This window comes from Pseudomonas brassicacearum, assembly GCF_003732225.1.
GTDB lineage: Bacteria > Pseudomonadota > Gammaproteobacteria > Pseudomonadales > Pseudomonadaceae > Aquipseudomonas > Aquipseudomonas brassicacearum_E.
Genome location: NZ_MOBJ01000019.1, coordinates 40,361 through 53,608 on the forward strand (window position 1 = coordinate 40,361; position 13,248 = coordinate 53,608).

6 protein-coding genes are annotated in these 13,248 nt (G+C 58.4%); 5 read left to right on the forward strand and 1 reads right to left on the reverse strand.

All coding sequences use genetic code 11. The annotated features are described in order from the left end of the window. The first annotated feature begins 124 nt into the window (after positions 1-124). Both BK659_RS23365 and BK659_RS23370 read left to right on the forward strand, forming a co-directional pair. Positions 125-4,750: a coiled-coil domain-containing protein gene (locus BK659_RS23365; RefSeq protein ID WP_123427486.1), complete on the forward strand. Its 4,626-nt coding sequence runs from the start codon at positions 125-127 to the stop codon at positions 4,748-4,750. 129 nt (positions 4,751-4,879) lie between these two features. Further along, on the forward strand, positions 4,880-9,463 hold the full coding sequence (locus BK659_RS23370; RefSeq protein ID WP_123427488.1) for an energy transducer TonB: 4,584 nt from the start codon (positions 4,880-4,882) through the stop codon (positions 9,461-9,463). Positions 9,464-9,496: 33 nt separating this feature from the next. Here the strand turns inward: BK659_RS23370 and pdxR are convergent, their stop codons facing one another. Beyond that, the gene (gene pdxR, locus BK659_RS23375; RefSeq protein ID WP_123427490.1) at positions 9,497-11,047 is read right to left on the reverse strand and encodes a MocR-like pyridoxine biosynthesis transcription factor PdxR; all 1,551 of its coding nucleotides are present in this window, start codon (positions 11,045-11,047) and stop codon (positions 9,497-9,499) included. Positions 11,048-11,151: 104 nt separating this feature from the next. Between pdxR and BK659_RS23380 the strand changes: the two genes are divergently transcribed. From BK659_RS23380 to BK659_RS23390, 3 genes are read left to right on the forward strand one after another with little or no spacing between them, the layout of a single operon-like run. After that, positions 11,152-11,781, forward strand: a complete 630-nt coding sequence (locus tag BK659_RS23380; RefSeq protein ID WP_123427492.1) for an FMN-binding negative transcriptional regulator — start codon at positions 11,152-11,154, stop codon at positions 11,779-11,781. Between the two features lie 2 nt (positions 11,782-11,783). Then, complete coding sequence (locus BK659_RS23385) at positions 11,784-12,230, forward strand: GNAT family N-acetyltransferase (RefSeq protein ID WP_123427493.1); 447 nt, start codon at positions 11,784-11,786, stop codon at positions 12,228-12,230. A 17-nt stretch (positions 12,231-12,247) separates the two neighbouring features. Continuing rightward, complete coding sequence (locus BK659_RS23390; RefSeq protein ID WP_123427495.1) at positions 12,248-12,919, forward strand: GNAT family N-acetyltransferase; 672 nt, start codon at positions 12,248-12,250, stop codon at positions 12,917-12,919. Positions 12,920-13,248: the final 329 nt, after the last annotated feature.

The window sequence follows — 13,248 nt, forward strand, 5'->3', positions numbered from 1 at the left end:
CCCCGTGCGGGTCTTTTTTTACCTCAATATTTATGTACCGCCCGACCGATCCCGCACCCCGCTACTTTCCGAACCTGACCGGCGCGTTTGCGCGCACGTCCCAGTCCCTCAGAAAGGAATGCACATGGCCTCTACCGAAACGAATGCTGTCGAAGCCGATCCGGAATCCAGCAACCCAAGTGATCTGCTCACCCAACTGGTCATCGTCCCCTCGATCAGGGAGGTGGCCACCCGTATTCTTCAAGACGATCTGAAACAGCTGTATCCACAATTGGAAATCAATCCCGGAATGGCGATGGTCGTCACACCGAGCTGGAGAATCATCGCCGGGACGGTCCAGCCCGGGCCATTGAGATTCGAATCACTGACGGACGCGCTGCTGCGGCACACCGGCTCAGGCGAGTCAGTGATCTACCTCGACGGTGAACACTTCCTGAGCCTGAATCCCAACGCGATCACGCCCATCCACCTTCCGGTCAAGATCGATGCGATAGGGCGCCTGATCAATAAGCTGTCCCCCCTCCTGTTGGTGGCTTACCAGGAACAACAACTCGAATACTGGGACCAACCCACCCGCGGCACGACCCTGCGTTGGCAGGAGTTGTCGCAGTCATTGCGCCAGGTCTGGAATGTAAAAAAGGTTGAGGGCTGGGATGTGCACCAACTGGCCATTGCACACAATGTCTTCACCTATCCCGATGCGACCTTACGTAGCCCCCACGACACCTACAAGATTCGGGTCTGCCTGATCGACTTCGACCGGCTCGAAGGCACAGTGTCCAGCCACCTTAATCGTACGGATTTGACAGTCGTGATCGGCACCGTCGGGACACGCACGATCGTTCTGACCCACTCCATCGCAACAGGCTTTCTGGCGTATGAATCGTTGGAAAAGCTGGGCGAGGTCTTGCCGGAGTATGTTGAAAAACTGCCTCCCGAGGCCACGCTTCAATGGCGCCTGTTCGAACCCTCCGGGAATTTTTTTGATCATCAGGCCATCGCACTGATTGCTCTCCAGGCTGATGCCATTGCCGATCTGGAGTCACAACGAGTCAGCAGACCGGTGATCACCACCACCCCCCGTCCCGCAGCAGAGGTGGGCGGTACGACTCAAGCCGATCAGGTTTCGCACTTCGAAAAGGTGCAGCGTCTGATCCCCGAATGGCTGAAGGACGCTTCGCCATTCGATCTGGGTTGCTACAGTCGACACCTGTTCGACCTGGCGATGCTACAACTGCGTAACAGTGGGAAATCCTTCGACGACGATATTGCTCCGATCAAGACATTCGCACTGGATGCACTTCGAGCCCACATGCTCAAAAGCCACAGTGACGTTGCCCACATGAAGCTTGAGAACGTCGAGATCGTTATTGTCAGTCAAGTGGTGTGGGGAGTATTCACAGCCCCCGGCATGAGCGAGACCAAACGCCTGGACCTTGCCGAACTGGCGCTCGAAAACCTCATCGCCCTCCCGCTGGGTAACCAGTCGGTTCAGTACAAAGACGGCACAGCGGTGCCGGACTGGATGACACCCGCCTATCTAAAGACGGCCATCAGCGTCGTCGATATCGGTGCGACCTACCCGGCATGGGTCAAGGGCAAGCTACTGGATGACCCGCTGGAATCGCTGCGCCGTCAACGCCTATACGCCAGTAACCTGCGCATCCAGCTGGCGCTGCAAGCGTTGCAAAGCAAGATTCTTGGCGAACATGGCATCGACGAGCGGGGCTATCGCTACATAGTGGCGGCGATGAATGTGCCGAATACCGATCGGTGGGTGGACGGGCAAGAGATCGTCATTCGCCCATTGGCGTTCATCCCCAGCCAGCGGGACAGCAAGACCCCTGACGAAGTCACCAACATGTATGTGATCGGGCCGAGGGACATGGACAAGGGGCCTTGCATCCTCTATCGCCCACTGCTTGAGCAACCGTTGGCGCAGTACCCCGCGGCCGCCAACCTGCTGTATGCGATCAATCACTCCAAAGAGCTACGGGCATCTATCCTGGCATGGTTGCCGGACAACGTTCGGTTCAACTATTCGCAGTATGTCTTCCCGGGGGAATTGCCTTCGGTCTGGACCTTGTCACAACTGCTGGTCGACCCAACCATTTCCTTGCAGATGAGCGGACCGGTGTTGTTCGGGCAGAGAGTGATCGAACACGACCGCCTGGCGACTCTGTTCAAGGCCAACGCCAACGCGATGGTCATGAAGGGTGAGCGAGACTCGGTGTCCAATGCCGAAAGCCGCTGGGCCAGCTTCAAACAACACGCCTGGATGATATTCAGCGCCGTGTTGCCGTTTCTCGGTCGCACAGCTGGCACAGCTGCGTGGATCTGGCAGATTCTGGACGACCTGCAAGAGGGCATCGACGCCCGGGAAAACCAGGATACGACGGCACAATGGTCCGCCCTGACCGACTTGTTCCTGACCCTGGGCATGGTGCTGGCACATCAAGCGACCGCCCGACGCCAACCCGCGAGAGACCGCCTACCGCAGACCGAAACACCCATCATTGTCAGCACGGAGAAAGGCCCTCCGGTCCAGACCCCGGACAGCATACAGCTGCCTGATGTTGCTGCCGATTATCTACCAGCCGAACACCAGACCTCACTTCATCCCACAACCGTACTCAACAGCAGCAGCCAAGGGCTGGGGGCAACCCTGGACCGGTACAAAATCCCCAAACCGCAAGGACTCGGGGCGGCCAGTACCGAAGGCTTGCACAAGCACCTCTATGAACATCAGTCCAAATGCTATGCCCCGGTTGGCGAACGATGGTTCGAGGTCTTCGTGAACGACGATGGACTCGTTCAGATCATTGATACCCGCAAGGAACCGCCCATCAACGGACCATTGTTGATCAACAACTCCACAGGTGAATGGTTCATTGATATCAGGCTGCGACTGCGTGGTGGTGGCAAGAAAAGCAAGCTAATGGCAATACAAAAAGAGAACGCAACGAAAATTGCCACCATCAAGACTTATCTGGCCGTCTTCGATGCGCAGATGCTGTCCAAACTGAAAGTTATTACCGACGCCTACAACGCCATGAAAGCTGCCCCCGCAGACGCAATCGATGCCGCTCGACAAACATTTCTCGAAAAGCTTGAGGCACGCAGCGACGAATATGAAACCACGATCGAGAAAGTCAAATCGCTCAGTCTGCTCGAGGAAGTGCCTAACTATCGTGACGGAATGATCGAAATGCTCAGAACTCAGCTGTTTTTCAACCAAACCTGGATCGACGAGAAGTCCCTGGCATTCACCGAAGCCCTGCAGCTGACCCTGAAACATCTCGATGCCGAAGAAAACAGCGGCCCCCCTCCTCCCGCCGGCACGTTTGAAACCATGTCAGACCTGACCCAGGGCGTTATTCAAAAGGTTGAGTTCGCTCAGTCCCGTTTCCAGGAATTGACGCGCCTGGGTAGAACTGCGGAGCAGTTGTCCCTTGAGTTTCAAGCAAAACTACCAAAATTCGACCTCCAGGACCTCAAGTCCCTTCAGGTCACCCTTGCCCGAGAGTTGTGCCTCAAACCTGGCGAAACGCCCGAACTGTCCGCAGCCAAAGCTTCCATCGAGCAGATTGTCGAAGATGCCGATCTGACGGTGAATAGTGCGATGGAGTTGATACGTGATGAGCTGGTGCTGAGCACGAGTGACCGGATTGAGGGCTTGAACGACCTGGTCGACCAGTTCGCCGCTATCGAACAGCGCCTGCAGAGCTTCGCCGGTACGTACCCGGAGCAGATTGTCAAAGAACAACTTGAGCGACTACAGGGCCGCGTTGACGAGTTCAATCAGCAGACCGTCGGGCATCTGGCGGACCTGCTGCGCGAGCAGCGACTCCTGGAGCCTACACCGGGCCCGTCACGCACCTCATCGGCGTCAAACAAGAGAGTCATCAAGACGCGCTTCAAAGGCACCGTGATCGGCCATACCCGCAAAACCGCGCCCGACCGCCCGGTCCTCGTGGATGTCACCGCGCCGGTGACCGGCAAGGTGATCGCCACCTTCCACGAAAAGACCCCAGGGGTCTGGGTCGAGCGGCTGAAGACGAAACCGCAAGCCCCCAGAGCGCGCCTGCCTGATCCGGGGACACTGATAACGGCAGGAAAATCGCTGCTGGATACTCTGCCCGCCTTTACTCAACGTACCGAAGCTGACTCAAAACAGCTATGGCAGCTCCCGGTGGAAATAGAGGAAGCGTTCCACCAGCAGGCCTCCCGCCTTGAAGACGCCGCCAAGGCGATCAACACAGCGCTCATCCAAAGCAACTCCACGCAGGATCATACGAGCGACGCACGACCGGTATTGATCCAACTGGCCACACAAACCACCCGGCTCTATGCCGAAGGCCATCGCCTGCGGCTTGAGATGACCAAACGACAACCGCCTACCGCCGCACGCGTCGAGTGGTTACACAGCAAAGGTGAAGTCGACATCGTGCGCGTGGGAGACCGACGTCGACTCAAAGGGCCGCGCCGGGATTATCTGCAGGAATACGAAGTGCGTGAGGCCACCACCGCCCGCGTGCTGTGGTACGCCCACTTTCACTACGCCCAGCTCAAGGATGGCGCCCAGCTCTATACCGCCGCTCACCTGAAAACCCGCGAGCAACGGCTGCTTGGCCGTGCCGATATAGGGGCGAGCACCAGCGACCAGGAAGCGATCGAGATCTATCACAGCAAGATCAGCCCTCAGTTGGCCCGATCGCTGTTCCTCCCTAAGGCACCCGCATCCACCTGACCGTTACCACAGACTCACCTGCCGGTGGGTCTTTTTACCCGCGGTCATCGACTGCCGCCTCACCGGCTGTAACGCCCATTATCGGGTGTTGGCGGCCGCCCTCTACTCCGGTCAAAAAGGAAAATGACCATGACACAAGTATCCACAACCACCCCCCCAAACAACGCAACACCGCTGCTGGACAGAAGTTATCTGGTCAGCCTGACCAGTCAGGGTCCCACCCTCGACGATGTCAGCTCGCAAGTGCTGCGCGAAGCACTGAAACAGCTTTATCCGAAGCTCGACATCGACCCCGACCAAACACTGATCGTCACTCCAGGATGGCGCATGGTGGATGGAACCTTGAGTGCCGACTCGCCATACGTGGAGACATTGACCCATGCGCTGGTGCGTCTGAGCTGGAGCGCAGGTGTCGCGAATTTCATCGAAGGTGAGCACTTCCTGACGCGCAATCCCCTTACCAGCTCTCCCGTTCATCTCGCTGTCAGTGTCGAAGACATTGCCCAACTGCTGAACAATCACGTCTCCCTGCTATCCGTCGAATTTCAACAGCGCGCACTGGCTTTCTGGAATGAGGCGGTCAACGATCAACCCCGCTGGCATGGGCTCTGCGAGATGCTGAGAAACACGTTTAATGTTCAACAGGCAAAGGGCTGGAGCGCCGATCAATGCGCCGTGGCCCGTGCGGTGTACAACTATCCGGACAAAACCGAACGGGCGTTGAAAAACACTGAAATCCCCGGCATCAAAGCCTGCCTGATCGACGTGGACTACAACGAAACCACCGACACCGCCCATCTCATGCTGGGAGGTGCAATTGTCCTGAAGGCTACTTATAAACAGCGCGAACAGATCATGCTGTACACGGTAGAAGGCGGCTACGAAGCCTTCGACACTCTGGAGAAACTGGGCGCGTCGCTGCCCGCCCGGATCGACATGGACCTGGCAGGTCGCACGCTCAAGTGGCAACTGGTCGAGCCAGCAGGCAACATTTTCGATCACATGGTCTGGGCGCTGATCGCCTCTCAAATGGACGCCATCAACGCATTCATCCCTTCGGTCTCGACCGCCGGGACCGGAAAAACCCCTGGCTTGCGCACGGCCGTCACCCCGGGAGGACATTTCAGCTCCGCCGACAAGAGCCGCATCGATCAGCTTGAGGCGGCCATACCCGATTGGTTATCAAACGCCTCGGCCAGCCACCTGCAAGACTACAGTCTCAGCCTCTCTCGCCTGGGAAAACTGCGAAACGCCTCAGGCCTGAACGATATCCCGCTGATCGGTGCATACGCGCAGACCAAAATGCGTGAAGCCATCGTTACGGACAAAGCCAGCGAAGGGGCCGCGCTGCTGCCGCTGGATGACCTGCAAATCACCGTCACCAACAGCTTCACCGTCGGCGGGCTCACCTTGCCCAACCCGCATGACCGGCATATCGAAAGCCTGGGTGATTTCGCCCTGCAAAATACCGCGCCCTACCGGGCAGAACTGCGCTTCAAAAACAACGAAACCGTCCCCCAATGGTTGACTGATGATTATCTGATTGCCATGGCCACCCAGGTCAATATCGGCAGGATCTACCCGCAGTTGCTCAGGAACAAACTGATCGATGATCCGGCACAAGCCGCGCTCCAGAAACAGCGTTACATCAATCAACTGCCCGACTTGCTGCGGCTCAATGCACTGGAGTGCATGCTTCAACAGGAAGGCGGGGTCGATGAAACGGGCTATCGCTACATCTGCGAGTTAATGGACGTCGCCCTCGGAAAACCGCGACCAGGCAATCTCGATATCGTGATTCGCCCCCTCACGTTCAGGCCTCGGCATCGCCTGCTACCTGGCGGTGACACCGTTACAAACATGTTCATCGTCGGCCCGCGGCAAAAAACAGACGCTCCCTGCCTGCTTTACCGGCCACTGCTTGAGCAACCTATATTGCAGTTTGCCTCGCAGGCAAACCTGGTTTACGCCCTGCACCAACCGGGTGAGCTGCGCGACTCCGTACTGGCCTGGCTCCCGACCCCAGCGCTGAGCTTCGAATATGCGCAATACGTCTTTCCCGTGGGGCTGCCTTCACCCTGGCTGGTGACTCAGTCCGGTATCGATACGTTACTCACGCTGGACCTGGCCGGGCCTATCGACCTGGGAACCGAAGAAATCACCGGCGACATACTGTCTGCGCTGTTTAACAGCAACGCCAGCACGATGGTCGAACAGGCGGATCGGCAATCACTGTCCAATGGCGAAAGACGCTGGGCACTCTTGAAGGACAGTGCCTGGGCGATCTTCAACGTTGCCTCGACCTTCTTGAGCGGGCCTGTGGGGACCGCCGTCTGGGTGTGGCAAAGCATCAGCGAGATCCAGCAAGCCCTCGATGCTCATGAACAAGGCGACACGCTGGTCGAGTGGAGTTCATTGGGTGATGTGCTGGTGACACTGGCCATTGTGCTGACTCACCGCGCTTACGAGCGGCGTCATAGCGAGTGGACTGGGCATTCGCGCAAGAAACCGGCATGGGAACTGCCGTCACCTCCAGCACCACATCCATTACCCGGGCCTGTACCTGCGACGATTTCCATGGACCCCCTCGTACTCTCCGGTGAACTGCCCGCCAGCCATGCCTCATCTCTGGAGATCGGTGTATCGGTGCCTCGTCGCTCAGGCACGACACTGGGCACCTATCTGGACACGCTCAAAGTCGCGGCGCCGGAATTGACCAACACCGAGCTGAAGACGTTGAATGGGAAACCGCCTCATCTGTATCAACTCAACGACACACACTACGCCCAGGTCGGCGAGCGCTGGTTCAAGGTCAGCATCGATGACGACGAGCAAGTGCAGATCCTCAATCCAAATGACCCCAAGCGTCCTGGCCCGTTGCTGGTTCATGACCAGCACGGCAAGTGGTATGTCGATACGCGGCTGCGGCTGCGCGGTGGTGGTCCCAAAAGCCGTTTGAAAGCCTTGAAGCAAGTAAAGGAGAACCGCATGCTGGAACTGAATACTCAGTTAGAGACATTCAAGGGCCAGGAAAAAAACCATCAGGAAGCACTCGATCTCCTCCAGAACGCTATGTCCAAGGCTACCGCCGAGAACCTCGAAACTGCCACCAGGTCTTACACCGACAAACTCGATGAGCGGATCAAAAGCTATGGAGAGGCCCTCAAACAGTTACGCGAATGGCGCTCGCTGGGCGGTGAAACCAATTACACCTACAAGCTGTTGCGCCTCACCACCGAGCAGCAAAAGTTCCTGTCACTCTGGTTAACGGTGAAGAACAACCAATACGCTCCGCTCGCGAAAGCACTGAATAAACAGGCCATCAACAGTGCTGAACCGGTGCCCGGAAACCTGGCCGTCATTCAGCAGGCAACCGCACTGAGTAACGCCATCATCGAACGGCTTGAGCTGGCAAAAGCCTCTCTGGCGGGCCTCAAGGTACTAGGCCGCACAGGGATCACCAGAATCCAGATCCTCACAATGTACCTGCCAAAACTCACTCGACTGGAGTTCAAGGCCAACGAAATCGGTATGGCCTACGAACCGTGCATTCAAGAGACATCTGACAAGGCCATGTCCCAGGCTCGAGCAGCAACCGCCAGCATTGTGGTCGATGCAGCTGACGCCAGCCGTGAAATTGCTGAGATGATGAAACAGCCAAGCGTGAGCAAGCCGTCCGAGGAGCACATCAACAAACTGTCCAGACTGGCCGACATCTATGCCGATATCCATCAGCGCATCCAGGACCTGCCAACCCTGTATCCCGGGATGGTCCGCCAATCGCCTCTCGACCACCTTCAAACATTGCTCACGGAATTTCAGGCACTGACGCTGAGCCAGCTCGATGATCCGCTTCCCGAGGCCGAAGAGTCTTTCCTCCCGAAACCTCCCCAACCTGTTGTTGCAGGGCCGTCGCGGCCCAAGGTCAAGGTCACCAAGACCCGTCCACGCGTCGCGGAAAGCGAAGCACCCCAAACACCCAAGCAGGTGAAAGAAGAGGAGGCGTTCCAGAAGCTCGCCCCCAAAAGCGCTCAGCCAGCCAGACCCGCCCTCGATGATCTCGATACCATCGCTGCCGCCCTGAACCTCAACCTGGACGTAAGCGATTTCATCAGACGCACCAACCGGGATGCCGAACGTGCGAACCGAATCCCTGCCGATGTGCAGGATCTGTTCGATCAACAGGCGCGCAAACTGGAAGAGTCTGCAACAAACCTCGACCGGGCCATGAGCGACATCAGAAGTGCCGGCAAGCAACCTCCTCCTATATCAGGCCAGCGCGAGGAAATGCGTGGAGCTGCCATCAGACTCCGCAAGGAGGGCATCAGTACCCGCACAAAAATGCTCAAGAAGCGCAAACCCAGGCAGGAGTACTTTCAATGGTTGCACGAGAACCGACAGATCAAAATCGTCCGCCACGAGCAAGGCAGGATCAGAACCAAAGGGCGCAAGGACTACTTTCAGGAGTACCGGATTCTCGACACCACCGACAATGACCAGGAACTATGGGTTGCGCATTTCCACTACGACACACTTGAGAGTAACGCCACTCAATCCACCGCAGCCCACCTGAAAGTATCTGAAAAATACCTGGCGACACTGGAACCCGAACTTCGGCAACAGCTGGCCACACTTCAACCGATTGACTACGTACTGCGTCGAATCACCAGTGCGTCCACCCAATCACTGTTCCTGACACTCGAGCCCCGGTGACCCGTAAAAAGGCTGCTCTGCCGAGCAGCCTTTTTACCGGCGCCAGGCACTGCGCAAACGCGCGAGCGCTGATTCGATGGCCGCTTCCGGCACCGCCGCAAAACCCAGCACCAGCCCCGCTCGCTGATCCGCCGGAGTGCTCGACTCCGGTAACCAGTAACTGCTCAGGCCATTGATCTCGACATCAACACTCGCCGCCGCTTCGATCAATTCGCGTTCACGGGCCTGAGTATCGACCGCCACCGTCAAATGCAGTCCTGCCGCGACATTTGGCAGGCTGCCAACGCCGGGGATATCCACAGGCCAACCGGCCAGCAAGGTGTTGCGGCGACTCAAAGCCGCGCGCCGCATACGGCGGATATGCCGCTGAAAGTGCCCGGCCGCCATGAACTCAGCCATCACCGCCTGAGTGCTCACCTCTGAATGGCGCACATCCACCGCACGGCGCTGAGCGAATGCCTCCACCAGGCCCATCGGCAACACCAGATAACCCAGACGCAATGCCGGAAACGCGACTTTGCCGAAGGTGCCGACGTAGAGCACCCGACCCTGTCGATCCAGCGCCGCCAAGGGCGCCAATGGTGCACCGCTGTAGCGATACTCGCCGTCGTAGTCGTCTTCGATGATCCAGCCGTCAGTGCGCTCGGCCCAGGCGAGCAATTCCAGACGCCGGGCCAGGCTCATGATCACTCCGGTCGGATACTGATGAGACGGCGTGACATAAGCCAATCGGCAGTCGCTCAGATCAGCTAGTTCAGCGCAGTTGATACCATCGCTGTCCACCGAGACCCCATGCAAACGCGCCCCGGCCACGGCAAAGGCGTGCCCGGCTGCGCGATAGCCGGGGTTTTCCACCGCCACCCCATCGCCGGGCTCCACCAGCAGCTGTGCACAAAGGCTAATCCCCTGCTGTGCGCCACTGGTGATCACAATTTGCTCAGCGCTGCACTGCATGCCGCGCGAGCTGCGCAAGTAGGCGGCAATTAATCCACGCAAGCGCTCGTCACCTTCGGGCGCGCCGTAGCACAGTTGCTGTAAATCCGGTTTGCGCCAGAAAGCCGCATTCAGCTTGGCCCAGACCTCGAATGGAAACAGATCGAAGGCCGGTACGCCGACCCGAAAAGCCCTCGGTGGACCACTTGGCGGCCTGGGCAAATGGTGCTTCTCGACCCGCTCAAGAGCACCGTTGTGGATAATTTTACTGGATGTAACCACAGGTAAATCCAGCCAACTTGTGGATAACCCTGTGGGTAAGCCTGTTGACAACCCTGTGGATACTTTTGTGGATAGTTTTTTCGTGGGCAACGCGGCTTGCGGCAATTGCGCCACGTACGTGCCGTCACCGACCCGCCCTTCGATGAAACCTTCGGCGTAGAGTTGGTCGTAGGCTCGGACCACGCTATTGCGCGAAATCGACAACGCCGCGGCCAGATCGCGACTGGCCGGCAAACGCGTGCCACTCGCCAGGCGACCGTCGAGTACGCGCAGGCGCAACGCCTGATAGAGCTGACGACTCAAGCCCTGCCGGCGATCGAGTTCGATACCCGCCGGGTTGAACGACAGGGACAGTGGCGGGTTGTTCATGGCAATGGAACCCTGCTAATGGACCTACGAAACTGGCTGTTAATGGATCTTACAACAGACCAATAGCCTGCCTAGGATACAGGCATTCGCCAAGGAAAATATCCATGTATACCCCCAGCGCATTTGCCATCGACGACCTTCCCGCACTGCATCAGCAGATCCTCGACACACGCCTGGCCATATTGGTCACCCACGGCGAGCGCGGCTTGCAGGCCAGCCATTTGCCGCTGTTGCTAAGCCCGGAACAAGGCCCCAATGGCACTCTTTACGGCCACCTGGCCCGAGCCAATCCGCAGTGGCAGGAACTGGAGGCCGGTGCCGAGGCGCTGGTGATTTTTGCCGGGGCCGATGCTTACGTCAGCCCGTCGTTCTACCCCAGCAAAACCGACCACGGCAAAGTCGTACCGACCTGGAACTACGTGGCCGTGCACGCCTACGGCAGCGCCGAAGTGTTCAGCGATGCCCATCGCTTGCGCAATCTGGTCAGCGCCCTGACCGATCGCCATGAACACGGCCGCGCCAAGCCGTGGAAAGTCGACGATGCGCCGCCCGACTACATCGATGGAATGCTCAAGGCCATCGTCGGCTTCGCCCTGCCGATCCAGCGCCTGGAAGGCAAGCGCAAGCTCAGCCAGAACCGCAGTACTGCAGACATTGCCGGCGTGCGTGAAGGGCTGACTGCCAGTCCCGACCCGCGCGACCAGACCCTCGCCCACTTGATGCCCAAGGAATGATCATGAGTCAGATCGAGATTCGCCGTGTCACCGCCGATGACCACGCCGCCTGGCTGCCGTTGTGGCAAGCCTACCTGTGTTTCTACAACACCGAGCTGCCAGAGGTCGTCAGCCACAGCACCTGGCAGCGTTTCCTCGACCCGAGCGAACCGACCCACGCCGCTCTCGCCTGGGCCGATGGCAAAGCGGTGGGCATGGTGCATTTCATCTATCACCGCTCGAACTGGAGCATCGAAAACTCCTGCTACCTGCAAGACCTGCTGGTGACGCCGGAAACCCGCGGCACCGGTGTCGGCCGCAAGCTGATCGAATTCGTCTATGCCACCGCCAAGGCAGACGGTTGCTGCAAGGTTCATTGGCTGACCCACGAATCCAACGCCACCGCGATCCAGCTCTACGAGCGCATCGCCGAACGCCCGGGTTTCATTCAGTTTCGCAAAGGCCTTTAAGGTTCAAGGAGAACAGCATGAGCACTTCACTCGCCGACTGGAAAGGCGTCCCTGCGCCAACGGTTCAACTGATCGAAGGGCGCTTCATTCGCCTGGAAAAACTCGACCCGGCGCGCCACGCCGATGGCTTGTTCAAAGCCCTGCAAGGCCCGGGCGCCGACCCGAAACTGTGGGATTACTTGCCTTACGGCCCGTTCCCGGAGCGCAGCGCGTTCAACGATTGGCTGAACAACCACGCCGCCAACAGCGACCCGTATTTCTTCAGCGTGATCGACCGCGCCACCGGTGAAGTGCAAGGCATCCTCAGCCTGATGTCGATCGTCCCGGCCCAGGGCCGCATCGAAATCGGCCACGTCACCTTCGGCGCACCGATGCAGCGCTCACCGAAAAGTACCGAAGCCGTTTACCTGCTGGCCAAAGAATCGTTCGCCATGGGCTACCGTCGCCTGGAATGGAAGTGCAACAACGGCAATGCCCGCTCCAAATACGCCGCCGAACGCCTGGGCTTCAGCTTCGAGGGTGTGTTCCGCCAGCACATGGTGGTCAAGGGCCAGAACCGCGACACCGCGTGGTATTCGATTCTGGATTCGGAGTGGCCGGCGATTGGTGCGGGGTTTGAAGAGTGGTTGTCTGATGAGAATCAGACGGACTCGGGGCAGGTGAGAACGTTGGTTGAGTGCCGGAACTAAAAGACCCAACAGCAAAAGATCGCAGCCTGCGGCAGCTCCTACGGGGCGTACGTATTCCTCTGTAGGAGCTGCCGCAGGCTGCGATCTTTTGATTTTTACGATACAGCAGAGGCAGGCTCGCGCTTAAGCTTCCACCCCAACGCATCCAACGCGTCGCAACCGTCCTGAATCAACAAATGCGCGGCATATGCTCCATGAGGTCGCCCTCGCGGGCAGCCCCAATGCCGGCAAGTTAAGCCGTTACGCGAACCGTAGCAGCTGGCGAAGCCTGCGTTCGGCCGCGAAGCGGTCGCAAACAGGCGATACGCAGTGTTCCTGAAAGGATGAAG

Coding starts and splice junctions, on each gene's coding strand:
- BK659_RS23370 (WP_123427488.1), top strand. CDS start 4,880: ATGACACAAGTATCCACAACCACCCCCCCAAACAACGCAACACCGCTG.
- BK659_RS23380 (WP_123427492.1), top strand. CDS start 11,152: ATGTATACCCCCAGCGCATTTGCCATCGACGACCTTCCCGCACTGCAT.
- BK659_RS23365 (WP_123427486.1), top strand. CDS start 125: ATGGCCTCTACCGAAACGAATGCTGTCGAAGCCGATCCGGAATCCAGC.
- pdxR (WP_123427490.1), bottom strand. CDS start 11,047: ATGAACAACCCGCCACTGTCCCTGTCGTTCAACCCGGCGGGTATCGAA.
- BK659_RS23385 (WP_123427493.1), top strand. CDS start 11,784: ATGAGTCAGATCGAGATTCGCCGTGTCACCGCCGATGACCACGCCGCC.
- BK659_RS23390 (WP_123427495.1), top strand. CDS start 12,248: ATGAGCACTTCACTCGCCGACTGGAAAGGCGTCCCTGCGCCAACGGTT.